This window comes from Sphingobacteriales bacterium (assembly GCA_016700115.1).
In the GTDB taxonomy this organism is placed as follows: Bacteria; Bacteroidota; Bacteroidia; order Chitinophagales; family UBA2359; genus UBA2359.
Genome location: CP064999.1, coordinates 2170585 through 2193697, shown reverse-complemented (window position 1 = coordinate 2193697; position 23113 = coordinate 2170585). Strand labels below are relative to the sequence as shown.

Genomic DNA, 23113 nt, shown 5'->3' with positions numbered 1-23113 from the left:
GTTTTTGATTTTATTTGATTTAATTTTAGCTTAGGATTGTAAGAATTAGTTCATTTTATTTTTAGAGGCTCATAATATATCAAATAAAACTTAGTCACTTATGAGTTTCAAAATTCTAAAAACAACAGCCACCTCCCTTTTAAATTGATGATAGAATTGTTGTTGCTTCTTACACAACCCGTTAAGAATGTATGGGGTTAAAAAGCATCAAATAGTTTGTTGTCATAAGTTTTAAATTTTTTGGAATTTAATTCCCCTGCCTTATGGCGTAATTGTTTTCCCTTTGGATACCTGCGTAATGTTTCAGAAAACTAATCGGTAATTTTGATTTTGCTCCAAAATAATAGCCGCTTAAACAAAATTTCAAAGAATCTTGTTTTAACACTTTTTATAGAAACTGGTTCGTAAATCAATTCGCCTACAAACAGCGCTGCTTTGAAAGTTACCGAGCACTTAGCAAATCGCCAAAAAACGCTCTTGTCGTTTGAGATATTACCACCTTTAAAGGGTAAAAGTATTCAGTCCATATACCGCATTTTGGATGAATTGCTGGAGTTTCACCCTCCTTTTATCAATGTTACTTACCATCGGGCAGAATATAAATTCAAACAACTTGAAAACGGGCTTTTTGAAAAAATTGATGTGCGCAAGCGTCCAGGAACAGTCGGAATTTGTGCGGCATTGGCTTATAAGTATGGAATAGATGCCGTTCCGCACTTAGTTTGTGGTGGATTTGCCCGGTCCGAAACAGAAGATGCCCTCGTGGATTTAAATTACCTTGGCATTAACAATGTGCTTTTGCTGAGAGGAGATGCGGTTAAACCTGAAACCCATTTTGTGCCTGAACCCAAGGGCAATAAAAATGCATTGGAACTTGTTCAGCAAGTGGTCAACCTGAACAAAGGGGTTTACCTTGAAGAAGAACTATCGAACGGATTCAGAACCGATTTTTGTATTGGAGTGGCCGGTTATCCTGAAAAACATATTGAAGCCCCTAATCTAAAAGCAGACTTGTTGTATCTGAAACAAAAAGTTGATGCCGGAGCGCATTATATTGTTACCCAAATGTTTTACGACAACAAAAAGTTTACAGATTTTGTCATTGCTTGCCGCAACATAGGAATAGAAGTTCCCATCATTCCGGGGCTGAAACCGATAACCCGTAAAAAGCAGGTTCATTCACTACCAAGCACTTTCAATATCTCAATTCCGGAAGACTTAACCGATGCACTTCATTCCTGTAAAACAGACGAAGCTGCAGAACAATTAGGAATTGAATGGGCATCGCAGCAATGCCGAGAACTGATTGAATTCGGGGTGCCTTGTCTTCACTTCTATACGATGAGCAACACAGCTTCAGTTAAACAAATTATGAAGCAGATTTTTTAAAGCTGCCAATCCATTTTCAGTATTGCTCTCAAACTTCAACACCTAAATCTTATGGTATCAACTCCCTTGAGCTTTGAAAATTTTTTAATGGTAGATATGCGGGTTGGGAAAATAACCGATGCCCGGGTTTTTGAAAAAGCCCGGAAACCGGCTTTTAAATTGCTGATTGATTTCGGCACTGAATTGGGTATCAAAAAAAGTTCAGCACAAATCACCCGTTACTATACACCGGAACAACTCATCGGACGATTGGTTATTGCAGTAGTCAATTTTTCACCCCGGCAAATTGCAGACTTTATGTCGGAAGTTCTTGTGCTTGGTTTGCCCGATTCGGAAGGACATATCGTGCTATTGCAACCCGATTTGGAGGTTCCATTAGGCGGACGTGTGCATTAATCATATATGTCTTTAAACAAGAATTACCATTGATGGTGAAAAACTTCTGTCTATAACCCGTTCAATAGCATGAGCAGAAATCAAATAAAGCGAGTTTCGAACAATCCTATCGGTTGATGACCAATCTTTGAACAGCATGGTGTTCACCGGCTTTCAGCACCACAATATAAACCCCGTTAGGTATTGAATCGGTTCGAAGCAAGTAAGTGGTTGAACTTGACGCTTGAGCAAATGCCTGGGTCAGCACTGTTTTACCCGAAATGTCAATTATCTTCAACTCAATTTTTTCTGAAAAAGGTTGAAAAGGCAAGACAATAGATGTACTGTTTGCCGCCGGATTGGGTTGAATTGCAAAGTTCAATTTTGTGTTTTTTATTCCATCGTCAATGCCTGTTGTCAGACTGACTGCTGTAACGGCAGTGGTACAATGCCTTACCTCTGCCAAATGTGCGGCGGTTGCAACCGTAGCTTTCACGTTATTAGCCATAAAATCAAAATCAAGTGTGCTGACTACATCGTTTGGGGTGTGGTAATTCAGGTTTCTGAAATTTGCCCCATCCGTCAACATTAAGGCGCGATGTCCTCCATCCCAAAATTTGGCATGATCACTCCGGCGAAGGTCGGGAGCAATACTTCCTGTTCCGGGAACAGCTAAAGAAATGACTTTCAACTCAGGTACATAAAGGGCTGCGCAGCTATCAAAAGCAATGCGGAGAGGATTTGACAGGGTATTGGCTACGTTGATTAAAAAATCACCTTTAAACTCGTTAGCTGCCAACTGGGCATAGGCATCGGCAAACAAAATATTGAAACCCGTAGGTACAGATTGTGAGTTTGGTACTTCTGAGTAATAACCAATCATTTCATAATTAAGAACCCCTTTAATATACTCAAATGGCTCAACACCCCCATTGTTCACATAATAACTGCTTCCTATAAGCCCGCCCTCTTCCTGATCAAAGCCAATAAATTTTATATTATTCCGAAACTCATAAAAGCTAAGCACACGCATAGCCTCTAAAACACCAACAACTCCTGAACCATTATCGTCAGCACCCGGTGAATTTGAAACTGTGTCAAAATGAGCGTCAATAATAACCGTTTTCGTTTCATCTCCCTGTCCCTGCTTCCGTCCAATGATATTTTGTCCCGAAATAGCACCTATAGTAAAATCTTGCCTTGAAGTTTGAAGTCCGGCATCCGTAAATCGGGTTTCCATCAGTGTTTTTACCGCTTCAATATTTGCTAACCCTGCGGTATAATGTCTTACTCCTTCTATATCGGTTAAATCGGTCAAAAGGTTAAAAATATTTACCTGATTTACTATGTTTTGAATATCCACCGGCTGACGGTCATCTGCAATCAGCTTAATCAAATAAATGCCTGAATTTAATTCTGCTGGGTTGTATTGCCAGGTAATAGACTTGCCTGTGCCCGGTGAAATTGGGTAACCTACATCTCCAAAAACCCCGGCAATATCGTTGACTAAATAAGTCGCTCCTGAATTGTCCGACACCCGTAACTCCAATTCAAGCGCATCACCTTCAGCATCTGCTACGTCAAAGGTAATGGTAACATTGTTATTCACTTCGTCCGGAAATGCTTGCACATTGCTGATTACAGGTGCCTGATTTTGCGCAAAAACTGATATTGTCATGCTAATTAGCACGGATAAAATAATTAATCGTTCCTTCATAATTGAGCAATGTTTATTTGTGGATAAAGTACGCAAGATACAAAAGTTTGCGAGAAATCACCTGTTCGGTTATGTTGTTTGTAAGATTCTGAAAAGTTTGTTTCATCAGTATTATAGTTATTATTCAATAATCCGAAAATTGATTTGAGCTATAATTATTATTTCAGAACTCTGCCTGAAAAGGGAAAAAAATATCATTTTATGCGCTTACCATTCATGTTGTTAAAAGACATTCGGTGTTTATGTATAGAAACAAAACTGTTCATTTGACTTTAAACCACTTAACTTTACTTACCTTTACCTCCGGTTTGCTGAATGTTCTGATTGTTCAGATTTCAATTCCAAAATTATGCGTAAGATATTTATCAATGGTACACCGGTCATTTTATCTGCCCAAACACACCATTTACTTCCACAGCAAAGAAAAGATATTTTGCAGTTGACCTATAAAAATGCGAATGAACTCTCTGACATTATCAACTACATAGAAAAGAATGGCAATTCGCTGTCTGAAGTCTATATTACCCATGAAAATATGAGGCAGTTGGACTCTGATTTCAACGCCAATTATCAGCAGGTTACAGCAGCAGGCGGAGTTGTGTTTAATGCAGCCGGACAACTGTTACTCATGTGCCGGAGAGAAAAATGGGATTTGCCAAAAGGTAAGGTAGAGCTTAACGAGCAATTGACAGATGCCGCTCTAAGGGAAATAGCCGAAGAAACAGGGATTAGCGATGCCGAAATTACAGGTGAGTTATTGATTGAAATCAACCATAAAAACACGACTTACCATACTTATTTAGACAATAACCGGCGAAACAGGATTTTAAAAACTACTTATTGGTATAAGATGTTTTGTCAGGCTTGTGAAAATTTACAACCTCAAACGGAAGAAGGCATTACAGCTTTAAAATGGGTTTTACCCGATGAATTAAACGGAAATTATTTGAACAATACCTATGGTTCGATAAGAGATGTCTTATCTGCAGCAATTGGTGAGGTTTTATGACGTATTGTTTTTTGTTGAGGCAGTTTTTTTATTGTTTATTTTTGATTTGTTTCTGAGTTCAGCAATTATTTATTAACTTTCTGAAATAACCTTTCAACATGAGTTATCAGCGAATTTCAGCAATGCTTGCGCTATGTTTGGTAGTTGCAGCATTTAGTTATATTTTTATCCAGCGTTTTGCTCTGTCGGAAAATAAGAATATTGTTAGCAGGGATATATTGCGTCCCGATGAGGCACATTTCCTTGCCCGGACCTATCCTGATTTCACGCTTGACCTCGAAGCTTATGTAAAAACGGTCAACAAAGCAAAACAACACGAAACCCTGAACCTTAAAAACAGTGCCACTGATACTCCCTGGAATCTTGAAGGTCCGACAAATATTGGGGGTCGAATTAATACGATTGCTGTTCATCCTACCAACAGCGACATTATTTATGTGGGTTGTGCAAAAGGAGGAGTGTTTAAAACGACTGATGGCGGAGATAACTGGATTCCGATTTTTGACGATCAGCCTTTTTTAGCCATCGGACATATAGCATTGGATCCTGTAAATCCCGAAATTGTTTACGTGGGGACCGGTGATGTCAATATTTCTATCACTTTTGCCGTTGGAAACGGATTGTATAAAAGCACAGATGGGGGGAACACCTGGACAAATATCGGATTGGCAGAAGGTCGGATTATTTCAAAAATAAGAATTAACCCGCAAAATCCAAGTGAAATCTATGTCGGAACTATGGGAAACCCTTATGAGCGGGACGAAAATCGCGGGCTATACAAAACCACAAATGGAGGCAACTCCTGGAATAAAGTATTGTTTGTAGATGATGATGCCGGCGTAGTGGATGTGGTGATGAACCCCGAAAACCCAAGTATTGTCTATGCAACTTCGTGGAACAGGATACGCAATAACCAGGAAACAATTGTTGCCGGAGAGGACTGCAAAATCTGGAAAACCGTGAACGGTGGTGCCAACTGGACGAACCTGACAAACGGGCTTCCCGAAGGAGATTTAAACCGGATTGGTCTCGACATGTTTGCTACTAATCCCGATATCCTCGTAGCGGTCATTGTGGATGTAAGCAGTCAGTTAAACGGAGTTTACCGAACCGATGACGGCGGAGACAGTTGGTACCAAATTGCATCTTCCGATTCCTTTGGGGGAGATGATCCGCTGGGCAACTTTGGTTGGTATTTCGGAAAAATAAACATCAACCCTTTGAATGATCAGGAAATCTATCTGCTTGGTGTGGACTTACACAAAACTACGAATAATGGAACAGATTGGCAACTGGCCACTCCTGAATGGTGGATTTATGATGTTCATGCAGATAAACATGCCCTGGTGTTTACACAGGAAAATTCAATTTTATTAGCTACAGACGGGGGGTTATATCGCTCAGATGATAGCGCAGCTTCCTGGGTGGATGTGGAAGACATTCCAAACACTCAGTTTTACCGGATTGCCTACAACCCCCATCAACCGGGCATTTATACCGGAGGAGCACAAGACAACGGTACAACTTCCGGCAGCATTGCTGCGATTGATGATTGGATCAGAATTTACGGAGCCGATGGATTTCAGCCTGTATATCACCCTACAGACCCCAACATTTTTTATTGTGAAATGCAGAATGGCAGCATAGTGGTTACTTCCAACGGTGGTGATAGTTTTTCGGGTTGTAACTCAGGTATTGATAATGAAGACCGCACCAATTGGGATACCCCTTATATCATGAGCGCTCACAATCCGGATGTGTTGTACAGAGGCACCTATCGCATATATATCAACACAACTGGACCCGATGAAAGCTGGGAAGCCATTAGTCCTGACCTCACAGATGGCGTTATATTTGGTAATAATTTTCACAATATTACCTCGATTGCCGAATCTCCCCTAAGCCCCGATATCTTATATGCCGGAACTTCGGATGGAAATGTCTGGCGCAGCCTGAATATGGGTGGAGACTGGGAAAATATCAATGGTACTTTGCCTGACCGTTATGTTACCTCTGTTCATTGTTCTCCGGGATCAGCCGATGTAGTCTATACTACTATATCCGGCTATAAAGGCAATGGATTTTTACCCCATGTTTTTAAATCCTATAACTATGGGAGTACCTGGGAAGACATTAGCTCCGATTTGCCACCTATGGGAGTAAATGATATCTGGATTATGCCCGATATACCGCAAGATACTGTCTTAGCAGTAGCGACCGATATAGGGGTCTATGGCTCAGTGAATGGTGGTTTTTCCTGGATGCGCCTTGGCAGCAATATGCCTTATGTCAGTGTGTTCGACATAACCTATGACCCTGTAAACCGCCGGTTGGTTGCCGGAACCTTTGCCCGTTCCATGATGAGTTTTCCTATTGATTCATTGCTTCAGGTAAATGACGAAGACCCAGTGGGAATCTTTACCCAGATTTCAGCATCTGCCCCACTTGTTATTTTCCCCAATCCGGCAAGTCAGAAAATTACTTTACAACTTTTGGAACCTGTTACAGACGAGTGGGTAAAAATGAATATGTTTAATATTCAAGGTCAATTGAAGCTTACCCGGTTTTTACCGGTAAATGGACTACAAAGTTCTGTTGAAGTTGATGACCTGGTTTCGGGAATCTATGTCGTTGAATTAGTTTCCGGTTCAAAAACTTACAGAGGGAAAGTCATTGTGGAATAAACAATTGTCCGTTGTCTGTTTTGCAAAGTTTACGACTTCTAAAAATTATCTGCATTCTACAACGAGAACGGTCAAATTGATACTGCTTTAAAATGAGTAATCATCTGTTTTAGTTTGTCTAAAAAAAACAAAATATGCTATTACGTTTTTGGTTGTTATGTATTGCAATACTATCGGTTTATTCATGTGGAAGTCAGTCTGATTCATCATCTGGTTCAGAAACCCCTCAGAACATAAATTCGACAGGCTCAAAAAAACAATTGACCATCATTGAAGAGGGAGAAGAAACCTTTTATGTAACCTCAAACGGTACCAAAATACCCAAAGCCGAAAAGGGCATTACCATAGTATCTGAAACAGGTTGGTCGCAACAGGAAATGAAATTTCAACTCAGCTATTGCGGGCAGATGATGCAGAGCCAAACAGATATTTACGGAGATGTTTTTTGTCAATGCTTTTTGGAAAAAATTCAATACTACTACGAACCGATTTATGTACGTGAAGCCTATACCGACCAAACTAAATGGAACAGTCAATGTATTGAAAAAGCTACTCGTTAGCTGATTCTTTGTTTGAAAAGAAAGGAAAGCGGTAGAATCAACCTTTTAACTTTCCAACCATTTCAATCAAAGCTGCCGTATTAAAAGAAACAAAAGGGTCAGGAAACTTAGGCTAATTATTTCCAAAACTGCCACCATTTTTTAGGGACGATTTTTTCCATTTTGGTAATTTTCAAAGGATGTCCTTTCATTTTCACATTAGGAGGGGGGCTGCCTGACATGCCGTTAAAAATTACTTTTTGCTTTTCGACTTTAAACTCCGGGGACAAGTTCATGGGGTAATAGCGCATCCCTTTGTCGGTTTCAATCAAAAAGGTGCTGCCAATCAGGATAATCGTGCCTTTTATATTGGATAGTTTGGTGGTATAACCGACCTCGACGTAGTCTGTCCTGTTAGTAACTGAAACATCAGCAGGCTGGTTTTCATTGTTGAAATTTGGTTTGTCGCCGCCTTCTTTATTATTTACAAGAGGGACTGTTTCGTTTTGGGTGTTTTGCAATGTGATTTTAGTGATTTCAAAAGGCGTTCCTATCATTCTTACGTTTGGTGGAATGGCAAACACTTTTCCGCTAATGATCACCTTCAATCCGTCTTCTTTAAACTGTTCCTCCAGATTACGGGGCATATAACGCTGACTGTTATCATCATCCGGCACAATCGTATATTGATTCGCAATAAATGTAACTGTAGCATTCACATCTGATATAATAGCAACGGGGGCTTCTTGTTGTGCAAAAACAGAATTGGGCAAGAACATGAAATGCATCCAAACGATGAAGATAATACAAGATTTATGTTTCATTTTACAGTTGTGGGAGTTTGGTAAACTGAGAAAGTGTTTAGATATAAATTTTGGGATAAAGTTACAAATAAACACGACTAACCTACCGGATTAAGAAAAAGCCAGAAGACTCAAATACAAATTTCACCAAAAAACATTTCAAACTTAATCATCTAAATCAATTCCCATATTTATTGGGTTTATCTTGCTATAACTACTTTTTGAATGTATAAACTCCCTCTCGAATCGCTGATTTTACAAAGATAAATGCCTTCGGGCAGATGTGAAATTTTTATTCCTGAATTATTATTAACCTGATTTTGAAACAAAATTCGTCCGGTCAATTCATAAAGCGTGGCTGTATAAATTTGTTCATTCGAAAGGTTTCCAAAGTATAGTGTTTCAGATACCGGCATAGGATAAAATAAAACGGGATTCATTAAATCCGGAGAGTCTGTACCTGTCGTAAAACTATAAATGTCAGAAAACGCATTACATCCATAAGAATCAATAGTTGCTACATAAAAGTCGCCAAATTGCAAACTATCAAATAAGTATGATGAATTTGTTGCGTTTATAATCGGCATACCATTGTAATACCATTGGAAAGAGACGAAGTCCTCGGCATTATTCACCAAAATCCCTATTTCTTCGGTTAAGGATAAGGGTTCTAATTGCGGTTTTGGAGGTGCAATTACTCCTATTTCAAGCCCAAGGCTCACCGGATTCAGCGTACAGATAGGATCATTGCCTGTTACTGTGTAATTCCCGGTATAAGTAACCGGCAGCGGGTTTTGGTTAATAGCCCCCAAAGATTCCCCGTTGATATACCATTGCAAATTGGCAATATTATAAGCTGTCAGCCACAATGTATCACCCGGGCAAACAATGGTATTGCCATTAGTGTCTATGGTAAAATCTCCCTCGCTCACCACATAGGGCGGCAAACTAATCAATTGGTCAATCAGCACTTCATTTGAAGTTACAGAACAAGTATCTGAGGTTACGGCAACACTAAAGTAACTGAGCACATCGTAAATATTCACAGTATAAGTCTGACCCGTAGCGCCCGGAATAGGAACAGCATTTGAATCAAAATAACCTCTTCTATACCATTGATAGGTGTCGAAGGTTTGAGTACTTAGTACACTAGTTTCATATTCACAGTTCACAAACAGATCGCCCGTTATTACCGGATTCACCTGTAAACAGTCTGAGGAAACAGCTCTGGTAAAATAATGGGCATAAGGGCCATCTACTACCATTGAGCCGTCTAAAAACAAAAGCTCGTTATCATTTAACACGATGATTTCCCATGGAAACGAACCGCTTATATTGACTTCAAATTGTACCGACCAACCGTTAGCTGTTGCAGTAATCTCTGTAATTCCGCTTGCAACCCCTACCGTAACACCGGTGAACATATAGTAAATGGAATTGGGGGGCAATGGTCCGATATTGCTGAAACTAAGTTCAATTGGACTCGCTTCTTCAACTGTAACTGTATCCGGAAAAAAACTCATTACTGTATATTTCCAATCCCAATTGCCGTTTAAGGCTGTAATTACTTCTTCAATTGTTGGAGGCACATCTTGTGCAAATGTGTTTGCATTTAAAAAAATAGCAATAAACCATGTTGACAGTAATCTTTTCATCGTATCAGAATTTTGAATTGTTTACTAATAGGAACGGATACACCTCCTCATCCGTTGGCTAATCTCACAACTGCCATGCTAATTTGGTAATATGGAAGACAAATCCCGAACTTACTTCCTTTTTTTAAAATAGTCTGGTTTCGACTTATTCAAATTCCCCTCAGTAACTTAAAAAAACTCCCCGGTATTGTCGCAAAACTCAACAGTATTGGTCATAATAACTGTGTTTTATTTCATAACTTCCCTGTTTTTCACTGTTTTGTCTATTAAATTAAAATTTGAACTCTTTATGAGAGTCGATTTATGGAAATCCTCCTTATATATAATATACGGTAAGTGGTTGTTTCTTCAGAAAAGGATTTTATTTATGAAACGGGTTAAACTAAGCGGGTTTTATTACTGCGCATTGCAATCCGTGTGTAGGATATTGAAATTAAGCAAAAAGGTAGGAATGAGCTGTCCCCTTCCTTTTCACAGTAAAATTTCATTCTTATAAAAGTTCATACAAATGAGAACATTGCAATTAACTGTACTCACTTTGATGTAAAAACAAATCATCGCCTACATCATGTAAATAGCAGGTTACGCTAAGTTGTTTTATTTCAAAGCAAACTGAAATGGAACAGAATGTTTCAACCTTGTAACAGTTACTTAAAGTAAATCATTTAACCCTTGCCTCCTTGAAAAGTACGGTCCGTCAACAGTTGCTTACCACAAGTTTGTCAGGGTTTTTCGACATTAGACCGGCATTTATTGCAAAGACCAAGATACAGATAGCAATCATTTGTTTTATAACCCAATCAACTTTCATTCTGAATAAAGATGTTATAATTCAGTTTGTTTTTGAATAATTTCAAGGAGATTTTGTCCCGATATTTTATGTTTAACCCATAGTTTGTGCAAACCTTCTCTTTGTATATAATTTCGCTCAATTTCGTTGTTGTCTTCCAATTCTTCAATCGCTTCAAGCAATTGTGAGTACAATTCCTTTCTTTGCGAATAGGGAGTGTTTAGATATTTTCTCATAAACCGGATAAATAGGTTTTCATACTCAAAGTAGTATTCCTGATTAATGGCATATCTTTGAACCGATCTCAAAGCATGTTCCAATAGTATATCATTTTCCAATTCAAGATGAATTATCAAGTACCATAGACGAAAATATACCATTAAGTCCTTCCTTATATTTTTATGCTTGTTGTTGAGAAGGTACTCAAGTATGTCAAGTGCTTTTTGGAATTGAAAACTACAGATAAAAATCAACGCACAATTGCCCAATAATGCAATTTCTGAAGACGGTTTGATGATTCCGGAATACTGTAATCGAATTTGATCATGTATGTTTTCGGCTAACTTAACACACTTTTCAACCTGATGATGTTTGATGTGTATTGCCATATTCCAATTGCTTGTATGCGAAAACCATACTGCCTGAACGGAAGTGGAGTTTCCTGCAATAGTTTGATTGTTCAAATATTGTTCAAATTCTTCCAAAAAGTTGTGGGAATAGCAATAAATGAAGTAGTTATTGAGCGTGCTTAAAAAAAGAATGAGTTGTTCTGACTTAAGGTGCTGATGTTCATCCCAAAGAGCAACTACTGTCCTGATGTTATTACCCTGTTCATCAAACTGTTGCATGATGGCATGATAGGCGAAGTGGGTTAAATAGAAATACAGTCGTGTATGGAAAGAGGCATTTTCGGGCAATGATTGTAAAAGTGGATTTTGGATAAACTGTTCCCATTCTTTCTTTTGTTCTTCTGTTCTAACATTGTTTTGGGTGTTTAAAAAGGAAAAAATCTGAAGATACAATTCCGAATAATTGAGGCTCAGCCTGTACGTATCAATCAATTCTATCGTTTTATGCAAATTGTCAAACACATTGAGTTTGCCTATTTGAAAGGTTGAAATATAACTTCGTTGAATTTTGTAGAGTTTAATCAGCGCTAATTTATCATCGTGTTTCAGATTAACTTCTTCCTGTTTTTCGATGAGTTTATCTGCTATATCGTACAATCCTTTTTCAATCAATACTTCGATGCCCTGTGAGACACTTTCGTTTTTAAACGACCAAATTGTTTGCTCGTAATATGCCCTTAAACTTCTGATAATAAGTTGAAACAAATAGGTTTTGGTCGCCGAAAGATGTTTTAAAATGGGCTTATTTTTAAATTTCTTAAGTACCAAGTCTTCATCATATTCATCCGTTTGTTTATCAATTTCATCAAATAGTCTTAGATAATCGGAGTTTTTCCCGCTTCCATGCAGTTGTGCAAATTTTTTGAAATATCCTTTTTCACTTCGGGTTAATGTCTTTATCAGTCTAAAAAGGTCGTTAGACGGTTTCATTGTATTAAGATGATTTCGAGGCAAAGTAAATCCATTACGGCAAAAAACGCAAACAGATTGAATCGCTGTAAAGCCTTTATATTAACGGCTTACAGCAATGTTTAATCCGTTCGACTTTGCAATTTACTCCAATTTTTGGTTTGAACGGTATTTGATTGACAGGCAATTTTGCATCATCAATCAATTAATTACCCAACAAATTTACACTCCATGAAAAAGCTTAGTTCTTTTTGGGTTGGAAGTATTGCGGCTGTTCATTTGGAATTTTCTCCACCGGTCTTAACCATTCCATTAGCGCTGCAACCTCTTATCACCGTTCTATTACCTGTTTCACCGATTTTTTTCCGGTTTCGGATGAACGGAATCCACCCTGATTTACAAATGATCTGCTTCAACCAAGGCATTTCAAACCACAAATTTTCATTTTATAAATGCAGCCTTAAAAAGCCGCTTGGGAATAATTGATTGATTTCATTCCCATGAGCGTGTACAGCCTCGGTTGGTTAATATCCATTGTGGCTGTACCTTTTTAGGCGCAAGTTATATCATGGAATAAATACCTACAAATTTTACTCAGCAGGTTTTCCATTGAATTTAACTACAGTATGCCATTTAATATTGGCAATTCATAGCTTTTTTAAAATCCAATTTTACAAAACTTAACCTGATATAACATGAGACACTTTTATGCAACTTTATCAATTCTATTTTTCACAGTTTGCTTCACCTCGTTAGTTGTTGCACAAGCACCACAACTAATTAACTATCAGGCAATTGCCCGGAATGCTTCAGGACAGGCTTTGACTAATCAGGACATCACCATACGTTTTTATGTCAGACAGAATAATCCGGCAGGATTAGTCCTATTTTCTGAGCTTCATAACACGACTACAAATCAATATGGTTTGTTTAGTTTGCAAATTGGCGGAGGAGTACAAATAAACGGGCAATTTGTAAATATTCCCTGGACAGATGGCATGAACAAATTCCTGCAGGTTGAGTTAGACCCTGACGGACCGTTTGGGCCTGAGCCAACATTTGATATGGGAACTCAGCAACTCGTCAGTGTCCCTTTTTCATTATATGCGCAAAATACAAAGTGGGTTAGGTTAGATAACAATAATTTAAGCGTTGGCAACAGTTTATACAACATGAGCGGCTCTGCAAATGTAACTCTTGGCAACCAAAACCTTCAGTCAAACACTTCGGGAGGTCATAACACGGCTGTCGGAAACAATGCTTTAGCAGGTAACACGGACGGTTTTTTTAACACCGCTTTAGGTGGAGGGTCATTAAATGCCAATACTTCCGGGTTCTTCAATACTTCGGCAGGTCATAGTTCGCTCTCCGAAAATACTATCGGACGAGGTAATTCAGCTTTTGGGTTTGAATCACTACTCAGCAATACTTCCGGTTTTTCAAATGTGGCAATAGGTGTTAAATCGCTTGCAATCAACAGCACTCGAAGCAATCTTGTGGCAGTCGGCGACAGTACTTTGTATAACAATGGATTAGGTGCTACATTATTTGAACATGGAACTGCAAATACGGCTTTGGGTTCAAAAGCATTGTTTGCCAATACCATCGGATTTCGAAACACCGCTGTTGGTTCACAGTCTTTATACTTTAATACAATTGGCGCTAACAATGTTGCTTTAGGAGCAAACTCCCTGAGAAATAACAACATAGGTTCTGCAAACTCGGCAATAGGCACTTTTTCTTTAGCGTCCAATACGACGGGCAGCAACAATACCGCAACAGGATACGCAACCCTGCAAGACAATACCACCGGTAGTTCAAATGCTGCGTTCGGCTATTTTTCTTTAGGAAAAAATACTTCCGGTAGCTTCAATGTGGCAACAGGAATGCAATCGCTTTACAATAATACAACGGGCAACAACAATACTGCAGTAGGTCGAAACTCACTTTATGCCAATACTACAGGAAACAACAATACAGCCACCGGATTCATGGCTTTGTCATCAAATACTACCGGTACTTTCAATACAGCAAACGGGAGTAATGCACTTTTGGGAAATACTACCGGCAGTGACAATACCGCTACCGGGCATGAAGCATTGTATTTCAATACGGCAGGGATAGACAATGTTGCAAACGGTCGAAGATCGCTTTATTCCAACACAACCGGTTCGGGAAATACCGCAACAGGTCGTGAAGCCCTGAGTTCAAATTCAACCGGAAACAGTAATGTTGCCATTGGCGGATATGCCATGAGCAGTAATACAACTGCATCTTTTAATACATCCACAGGTGCTTTTTCGCTATATTCCAATACAACAGGATCTGAAAACACTGCCAACGGATTTTATGCCATGCAGTCAAATACTACCGGAGAAATGAATACTTCTATTGGAAGCAGAACATTACAGACAAATACTACCGGTTCAAGAAATCAGGCTATGGGTTTCGAAGCTTTGTTTAACAATACTACTACTGATGACAATATAGCTTTGGGCTTTAAAGCATTGAGAGAAAATAACGCAAATGGAAACATCGCAATAGGATCATTAGCATTAACCAATAATACTTCCGGAACAGAAAATACAGCCATAGGTGTAGAGGCTATGAGTGGGAATACTACCGGACTTAGCAATACGGCTATTGGCTTTAGAGCCTTAAAAAACAATGGATCAAATGGCTTTGACAATACCGCTTTAGGAGTACAAACTTTGTTTTGGAATACCAGCGGTACCGGCAATACAGCCATAGGTTATTATGCTTTAAGAGAAAATTTAGCCGGGTCATTCAATATTGCTTTAGGCCATAAGACTTTGAATAATACCAGACTTGGAAACAATAATATAGGAATTGGACGTGATGCGCTGTTTAGTAATGATGGAGGTAGTGCTAACATTGCTGTAGGTGTAAGGGCATTATATAATGCTGTTTCTCGAAATAACTTAATAGCAGTTGGAGACAGTGCTATGTTTTACAACACCACCGGAACAGGAAATACAGCAATTGGCTCAAAAGGACTTTTTAATATTACAACCGGAAGCAGGAATACTGCAGTTGGATCAAAAGGATTGTTTTATACTCAAACCGGTTCAGATAATACGGTTGTGGGTTTTGAAGCAGGAGCCGTTTCCGGTGGGGGACTTTTTAGTCAATGTACCTTTGTTGGTTCTTCGATTGGAATTTTTAATAACCGGACGAATGTAACGGCTTTAGGCTACTCAATTCAAAACGCACAATGTACCGACAACAATCAGGTACTTTTAGGAAATACAGCCATCAGCCAAATCAGGGCGCAAGTTTCGGGAATTACATCTTACTCTGATGCCCGGTTTAAATCGAACGTTTCAAACAATATGCCCGGTATCAGCTTTATCAGCAAGCTCAACCCGGTTACTTACAACCAAAACCCAGAAATGCTTCACCGAATTTGGGGTACATCCGAAGAGTCCTTGGCAAATATTGACCACTCCGATATCAAAGCAAAACGCTTTATCGGCTTCATCGCCCAGGAAGTAGAGCAAGCAGCCAAAGAAAGCGGATTCGATTTTCCAGGTATAGAAAAACCATTGAATGCAAACGAAGCATATTCTTTGAGATATACCGATTTTATCATGCCTATGGTCAAAGCCATGCAAGAACAACAGGCGATGATCGAAGAATTGAAGAAACAAGTTGCCGAACTGCAAAACAAAATGAAAGAAAGCAAATAAGTCTGTTTGACTTCTGAAATGACTACTCTATCCTATTCATTTAAATTATCTCTGACAACATACTTTGGAAACTTAAATAACCGGATTAAAAAAAATTCAAAAATAGCTTGGTTATTCTCTAATAATAGCTTTAACTTTATCAACTCACTCCTTTATTTTACTTTTTAAATTCAATGCTTTATGAAAAACATTTTCATTATTAGCCTGCTAATGTTTGCCTTTGCTTATACTGCATATTCGCAAACCCAACCCGAAATGGAAATTGAAATTCCACCGCTCGAAGATTTGGAAATGATACCCGACCAATTTATTGTTATGATTAAGGAAAGTGTTGCAAAACCTGTAATCCTTCAGGATATGGGAACGGTTCAAGACCGCAACCGAAAAGAAACAAGCGGTCAGCTTGCAAGAGAGGCAAACGAAGCAGTTATTAATGCAGTTGCAGAAAGAAGCGGAGTCAAAAGAGACAATATTCTTCATGTATATGCCGATGTAGTGGTAGGTTTTGCCGCAAAACTCACTCCTGACCAAGTCATCCGGCTTCAGTCTGACCCCGATGTTGAAGAAGTTTATCAAGATTTTGAATTTGGTCTGACTCAAACTGAAGTTGAATACGACCCCATAATTGAAGAAACTGCTTTTGCAGCACAAACCACTCCCTGCTCTATTACAAAGGCAGGAGGTTCTGTTAACGGAGCCAATAAAAGCACCTGGATTTGGATAGCAGATACAGGGATTGACCTCGACCATCCGGATTTGAATGTTGAAACATCTGGCACATTTGCCAAATCATTTGTCTGGAACGAAAGTGTAAACGATGGGCACGGACATGGAACCCATGTTGCGGGTATAGCTGCTGCCAAAAACAACACTATTGGTGTTGTAGGAATGTCAGCCGGCGCAAAAGTGGTTCCTGTAAAGGTGATGAAAAACAACGGAAAAGGCAGCAACAGCGACATTAAAGCCGGATTAAACCATGTCGCCAAACATTATATAAAGGGAGATGTGGTCAACATGAGTTTAGGGCAGAAAGGTAAAAATAACTGCGAAAATACCAGTCTGGGGATAAGAAACGCAATTCGTAATCTGGCAGATGCCGGTGTGCATGTTGTTATTGCTTCAGGCAACGAAAGCAGTTGTGCCAACGATTATTTTCCGGGTTGCATTGACAGAACCAGAGTTTACACAGTTGGATCTATTTCCTGTAATAACGTGTGTGCCGCAAGTTCCAACTTTAGTATCGGACCGGTTGATTGGGTTGCCGTTGGTGTGAGCGTACTTTCTACCTGGAAAGGAGGTGGTTACACTACAAGTTCAGGTACTTCAATGGCAGCACCTATAGTTGCAGGGATTATTCACTCCAAAAACGGAGCACCTGTAAGCGCAGGAAATATCAGTTGCGGTAACGGCTGTGCAGCTGCTAAAAACTATAAAATTGCTAAGAGATAATAATTTTAAACAGGGTGGTTTGTAATTTAATAAGTTCTTAATAGAGTTCAACTTTTGCAAATTCATTCCACTCTGTTTTTTTTAAAAATCATTCTTCAAAAATGTCAATGATCAAATCAAAATGAAAGTCAGGACTTTGCTGTTTATCTTATTATCAACTTCATTTTCTTTTATACTTCAGGCGCAAAGTCTATCACATCAAGTAATGGCTTCCGGCGGAACCTCTACTTCTAATGGTGGTTATTCAATAGCTTACACCATTGGCGAATCTGTTACTACTACCATATCGGCAGGCAACAACATCCTGACGCAAGGGTTTCACCAACCCGACTTGGAAATGATTGTTAAACTTTTGGCAAAAGTATATTTAGAAGGTCCATATAATGGTGCCGGAATGAACACCATTTTGCAAAGTATGCCTCCTGTTTTTCCTAATGTTCAACCATATAATGGTGCTCCTTGGAATTACAATGGTGGTGAAAACTTAGTATCTGTTCCCGCAAATGCTGTAGATTGGTTGTTGATAGAACTACGCGACAATGCCTTTAACCCAGTACCCGGAGGTAAACGTGCGGCTGTTTTATTGGCTGACGGATCTTTGCGAGACATTGACGGCACACCCGGCGCATCGTTTATCGGCACAGTACCCGGCAACTATTATATCATTGTTCGGCACCGGAATCATTTGGCAGTTATGAGTGCATCTCAAATAGCAATCCCAAACGGTGCAGCTTATGATTTTACAATATCAGCTACACAGGCAACCGGAAGCGGACAATTGAAAGAATTAAATCCAGGTATTTTCGGCCTATTTGCAGGTGATATGAATGCAGATGGAGTGCTTTCAGTTGCAGATTTCAATTTCTACCTGTTAAGTTCAGGGGTAAACGTATATAACGATGCAGACTTAAATCTCGATAAACAAATTACAGTTGGTGACTTCAACCTCTATCAACCAAATGCAAGTGTAATAGGTATTCAGCAGATAAGATATTAGAATTTCAAACGCTACTCTTCAACTATACTTATCGCACAACCTCCTCCTGCCACTAATGGGATATTTAATAAAGTAGTGGCGGTTACTTTTTTGGTTTCGATGCTGTATGCCATCGGGTTGTTTTGCCAGTGCGCGTTGTTGGCATCTTTGTAAATCGTGGCTTTATATTGTTTTCCCTTTTCCAGAAAAGATAACTTGGCGTTAAACATTCGGGCATTTTCATCAGTGATTGCGCCAACATACCAGTTCCCTTTTCCCTTCTGTTTTCGGACTGTATAGATAAAATCTCCCGGCTCGGCATCTAATATTTCGGTTCTGTCCCAGTCTGTCGGCACAGCTTTAATAAACTGAAAGGCATCGGGGTGTTTTTGATAATTTTCAGGAAGGTCGGCAGCCATTTGAAGCGGACTAAAAAGGGTAACATATAAAGCTAATTGCTTTGCCAGTGTGGTGTGAATTTGTTCCGTTTTCCCTTCCCTGTAAGCGTCAAGTTTGATTTGAAATATCCCCGGAGTATAATCCATAGGTCCGCCCAGCAATCGGGTAAAGGGCAGAATAGTTTCGTGTTCAGGTGGATTACCAATGCTCCAGGCGTTAAATTCGTTACCTCTTGCTGCTTCTGAGGTAAGCCAGTTTGGATAAGTTCGATGCAACCCTGTTGGACGCACCGGTTCATGGGCATCTATCATAAAACGGTATTCGGCACATTTCTGAACAACCCGATTGTAATGATTAACCATCCATTGACCATCGTGATGTTCTCCGCGAGGAATAATCTTTCCTACATAACCGGTCTTAATGGAACCGTAACCAAATTTTTGCATAAAACGGTAAGCAGTGTCCATCTGCCTTTCGTAATTGGTTGCTGATGCCGAAGTTTCATGGTGCATTATAAGTTGTACCCCTCTATCCTTTGCATATTTACTCAGTACTGCCACATCAAAATCAGGATATGGAGTTACAAAGTCAAATACATCTTCTTTCCACTTGCCAAACCAATCTTCCCATCCGATATTCCAACCCTCAACCAATACATAATCAAACCTATGTTGAGCAGCAAAATCAATATACCGTTTCACATTTTTAGTAGTTGCACCATGACCAACAAAAGAAGAACGCTGTTCTTCAGGTATTTTGTTAATATCTTTGTTTCCTAACTCCCAAGTGCTTTTACCAATATGCATTTCCCACCAAACTCCAACAAATTTGCCGGGTTTGATAAATGAGGTATTCTCTAATTTTGAAGGTTCATTGAGATTTAAAATCAATCGCGACATCAAAATATCACCGGCAGTTCTTCCGATGATAATTGTTCTCCATGGTGATTGGGAAGGCGTTTGAAGATAGGCTTTATTACCTAAAGCATCAGGTACAAGGTGAGAAGTGAAAACCCATTTCGATCGGTATGCTTGTAGGTGCATGGCAGGGTAGTTCACCAACGCTGCCTCGTGAATTGCTATATATAGCCCTTCGTTAGTTTTCATCAACAACGGCGTTTGTACCAAACTATCGTTTACCAGCTTTTTAAATGCAATGCCATTTTCCTTTTTCCCGTCAAAGGCATGGATTTCACTGATAGGTGTAGTATAATAAGAATATTCGTTGCTGTCATAGTCGCCCGGTATCCAAAAAGTTTTATGATTGGCTGTCATAGGAAAAGTGGTAAGCTCCTCACTGACGATGAAATGAGACAAATCTTTTTGTTCCGGAAAAATGTACCGAAACCCAAGCCCATCGTTAAATAATCGGAATTGAATCTTAAATAAACGATGATTAACAGAAGGTTGTGAAAGTGTCAGCAACAATTCCCGGTAATGATTGCGAATATGGCTTTCTTCTCCCCAAACAGGTTCCCAGTTTTCATCAACTAATAGTGTGTCAATACTTTTGATTGTAAATCCTTTGTCAAAGGATGGGGTGTGGTGCAGCATAATGCCCAATGAGCCATTGACTATAACCGGTTTGTTGTCTGAAAAAAGGCTGTATTGAAAACTGCCGTCTATGCCGGACAATATTTGTAAGCGCAATCGCCCATCGGGAGAATCTATTTTTTGTGCTGACAATTGTAAACAAAAGAGACTTGAAAATAAAAACAACATCCAATTCCTAAAACCTCGCAGGTTCATATCGAAACAGTTTGAATAAAAAAACTATTACCAAGCATAATAGCGTAAAGATAATTTAAACCTTACAGATTGATATAAATAACCCCTGTCAAGAAGCCTTTTTCCGGTTAGAAAACTTCCTTTTCCGGTTGGAAATCCTCCTTTTCCAGGTGGAAATCCTCCTTTTCCAGGTGGAAATCTTCCTTTTCCAGGTGGAAATCTTCCTTTTCCAGGTGGAAATCTTCCTTTTCCAGGTGGAAATCCTCCTTTTCCAGGTGGAAATCCTCCTTTTCCAGGTGGAAATCTTCCTTTTCCAGGTGGAAATCCTCCTTTTCCAGGTGGAAATCTTCCTTTTCCAGGTGGAAATCCTCCTTTTCCAGGTGGAAATCCTCCTTTTCCAGGTGGAAATCTTCCTTTTCCAGGTGGAAATCTTCCTTTTCCAGATGGAAATCTTCCTTTTCCAGGAGAAAATTCTCCTTTTCCAGGTGGAAATCTTCCTTTTCCAGATGGAAATCTTCCTTTTCCAGGAGAAAATTCTCCTTTTCCAGGTGGAAATCTTCCTTTTCCAGGAGAAAATCCTCCTTTTCCAGGTGGAAATCTTCCTTTTCCAGGTGGAAATCTTCCTTTTCCAGGTGGAAATCCTCCTTTTCCAGGTGGAAATCCTCCTTTTCCAGGTGGAAAATTTGGTAAAAGATAGACATTTATGGGTTTTTCAAATCAATCCGATTCAAGTACCGGAATTACCTATAGCTAATTGCCGTAAGCTCAACCAATTTCCAGCCACTACCTTGCATTTGCGATACACTGCCGTTAGCCGAATGAAATTTTGGCCTAATTTGATGGTGAAATCTGTATTAGAGACAATCCCGAACTCCTTTATTCTTTTTCAGCGAGTTTTTCTTTCAGCCAATTGGCATCTGCCACGTTTCCGGTTTTCCGTATTTGATTTTTGATTCGCTCTACGGCATCATTACCCGGATTAGACGTTAAGGCCAAAAGTTTTTCGGTGAACCGGACTAAATTGAGATAGTTGGTTCTATGGTGTTCCGAAATTCCTTTTTTTCTCCTTAAAAAAATACGGAAGCTAAACAACAAAGAGAGCAAGGCATCTATTTCATTGGTTTCATAATAAGTTTTCAGGAGCATTGCTTTAGAATCCAACTCATAAAACACATCCTGATAGGCTACTTCTCTGAGCAGTTCTATCACTTTTCCATATTCGCCTTTATGAAAATGGAGTTTTGCTTTGTTGTATGTATAGGCGTTGCCGGCAAATTTTTCGGGTAATAAATTCTTATATTGTTCTATAAATCCCTCTACCCATTGATAAGATTTTAACCTCAATCCTACCACTACAATATTTTTGTAATGCCAGGGAGAAAGTTGACCGTCTGTAAAAATCAGTTCCTTCTCCAATGCGTTTTGGTAGAGTTCAAACAGTTCGGTCAGATAGCTGTTGTTTCCGGTATTGATTTGACGGATACAATAATTTTGCGCATATCCATACATAGTCCAGGCTTCATTGTGCGGAAAAAGAGAAGCATGTTGTTGAAGCAGCGATTTAAGGTGTTGATAGTGTTCCTGCGAATCGGATTGAGTCAGGGTTGCAATGATACTGAGGTAAACTGCAATCAACGGAGGAAGTTGGGTGTCGGGGAGTTCATTCAGATACCCTATCAGTTGGGGTAAAAACCTGAATTCGCGTTCCTGTGCCGACTGCAACACTTTTTGGTAGTTCAACCAGTTACAATAGTATTTGAGTTTTTCGGCAATATAGTATTCGTCCAGACGCTCTAAAGCTGTGGTCAGCAATTCCCAGTTACCCTCCCTGCCAATGCCCTGTTTGAGGTCATGCCGCATAAGCGCTAATTTGTATTGAGCATAAAAATACTCGGCATTTTGATGAGGCATCTGATTTTGTCCTGCCTGAGTATAGGATAAAACTGAGTTGTATAAAGGTTTAAGTTTCTTTTGAGATAAGCCTTCCAGGAGATAAATCGGTTGATTGTAAATATCGGCTTTATAGGTTTGATAGGCAATGAATGCCTCCGCTTGTATTACCAAATCAGAACATAGCCGTCTGAACTTTATATCGTTGTAAACCTCCTTATAGCCTAATTTCTTCCACAATAGTTCTTTGCCCGCTCTTACCTGTCCATATTTCTTTAAATCGGTTGAAAGTAAACCAAACAATACGGGCAATATGGGTTGTTCGTTGTGAAACGGTGATAAAAGCCATTTTTTAAAGCGTTTTAGCTCTTGTACAGTAAAAGTTCCTAAAATTGACGTAAGTTTGTTGGAAAGTGCGGACTTCTGCATTTTTAGTTCAGATAATGATGAATAGATAGACCAA

Annotated in this window: 15 protein-coding genes; 8 read left to right on the top strand and 7 right to left on the bottom strand. The window is 39.3% G+C overall.

Translation table 11 applies throughout. The annotated features are described in order from the left end of the window. The first annotated feature begins 435 nt into the window (after window positions 1-435). Both metF and IPM47_07765 read left to right on the top strand, forming a co-directional pair. Window positions 436-1389 (top strand): methylenetetrahydrofolate reductase [NAD(P)H], encoded by a 954-nt coding sequence (metF, locus tag IPM47_07770; GenBank protein ID QQS30813.1) that lies wholly within the window; start codon window positions 436-438, stop codon window positions 1387-1389. Between the two features lie 51 nt (window positions 1390-1440). Further along, window positions 1441-1785 (top strand): tRNA-binding protein, encoded by a 345-nt coding sequence (locus IPM47_07765; GenBank protein ID QQS30812.1) that lies wholly within the window; start codon window positions 1441-1443, stop codon window positions 1783-1785. Between the two features lie 106 nt (window positions 1786-1891). Here the strand turns inward: IPM47_07765 and IPM47_07760 are convergent, their stop codons facing one another. Next, on the bottom strand, window positions 1892-3481 hold the full coding sequence (locus IPM47_07760; protein QQS30811.1) for a M28 family peptidase: 1590 nt from the start codon (window positions 3479-3481) through the stop codon (window positions 1892-1894). A gap of 349 nt (window positions 3482-3830) precedes the next feature. On the opposite strand from IPM47_07760, the gene IPM47_07755 reads away from it, so the two are divergent. The 3 genes from IPM47_07755 to IPM47_07745 all read left to right on the top strand — a co-directional run bounded on the left by IPM47_07755 (window position 3831) and on the right by IPM47_07745 (window position 7734). Next, on the top strand, window positions 3831-4490 hold the full coding sequence (locus IPM47_07755; protein QQS30810.1) for an NUDIX domain-containing protein: 660 nt from the start codon (window positions 3831-3833) through the stop codon (window positions 4488-4490). Between the two features lie 98 nt (window positions 4491-4588). Further along, window positions 4589-7174, top strand: a complete 2586-nt coding sequence (locus IPM47_07750; protein QQS30809.1) for a T9SS type A sorting domain-containing protein — start codon at window positions 4589-4591, stop codon at window positions 7172-7174. A 134-nt stretch (window positions 7175-7308) separates the two neighbouring features. Beyond that, on the top strand, window positions 7309-7734 hold the full coding sequence (locus tag IPM47_07745) for a hypothetical protein (GenBank protein QQS30808.1): 426 nt from the start codon (window positions 7309-7311) through the stop codon (window positions 7732-7734). Between the two features lie 116 nt (window positions 7735-7850). On the opposite strand, the gene IPM47_07740 is transcribed toward IPM47_07745, so the two are convergent. The 3 genes from IPM47_07740 to IPM47_07730 form a co-directional block, all read right to left on the bottom strand. Then, on the bottom strand, window positions 7851-8537 hold the full coding sequence (locus IPM47_07740) for a hypothetical protein (GenBank protein ID QQS30807.1): 687 nt from the start codon (window positions 8535-8537) through the stop codon (window positions 7851-7853). A 179-nt stretch (window positions 8538-8716) separates the two neighbouring features. Then, window positions 8717-10171, bottom strand: coding sequence for a T9SS type A sorting domain-containing protein (locus IPM47_07735; protein QQS30806.1), 1455 nt, complete (start codon window positions 10169-10171; stop codon window positions 8717-8719). Between the two features lie 825 nt (window positions 10172-10996). After that, a complete protein-coding gene (locus IPM47_07730) occupies window positions 10997-12520 on the bottom strand; it encodes a hypothetical protein (protein QQS30805.1) in 1524 nt (507 codons plus the stop codon). A gap of 674 nt (window positions 12521-13194) precedes the next feature. Here IPM47_07730 and IPM47_07725 point away from each other — a divergent pair. The 3 genes from IPM47_07725 (at window position 13195) to IPM47_07715 (ending at window position 18655) form a co-directional block, all read left to right on the top strand. Further along, the gene (locus IPM47_07725; GenBank protein QQS30804.1) at window positions 13195-16209 is read left to right on the top strand and encodes a tail fiber domain-containing protein; all 3015 of its coding nucleotides are present in this window, start codon (window positions 13195-13197) and stop codon (window positions 16207-16209) included. 180 nt (window positions 16210-16389) lie between these two features. After that, complete coding sequence (locus IPM47_07720; GenBank protein ID QQS30803.1) at window positions 16390-17658, top strand: S8 family serine peptidase; 1269 nt, start codon at window positions 16390-16392, stop codon at window positions 17656-17658. 121 nt (window positions 17659-17779) lie between these two features. Further along, entirely contained in the window at window positions 17780-18655 is an 876-nt protein-coding gene (locus tag IPM47_07715) for a hypothetical protein (protein QQS30802.1), read from the top strand. Window positions 18656-18666: 11 nt separating this feature from the next. Here the strand turns inward: IPM47_07715 and IPM47_07710 are convergent, their stop codons facing one another. The 3 genes from IPM47_07710 to IPM47_07700 form a co-directional block, all read right to left on the bottom strand. Next, a complete protein-coding gene (locus IPM47_07710; protein ID QQS31416.1) occupies window positions 18667-20754 on the bottom strand; it encodes a glycoside hydrolase family 97 protein in 2088 nt (695 codons plus the stop codon). A gap of 134 nt (window positions 20755-20888) precedes the next feature. Beyond that, window positions 20889-21461, bottom strand: coding sequence for a hypothetical protein (locus IPM47_07705; GenBank protein QQS30801.1), 573 nt, complete (start codon window positions 21459-21461; stop codon window positions 20889-20891). 175 nt (window positions 21462-21636) lie between these two features. After that, entirely contained in the window at window positions 21637-23079 is a 1443-nt protein-coding gene (locus IPM47_07700; GenBank protein QQS30800.1) for a hypothetical protein, read from the bottom strand. Window positions 23080-23113: the final 34 nt, after the last annotated feature.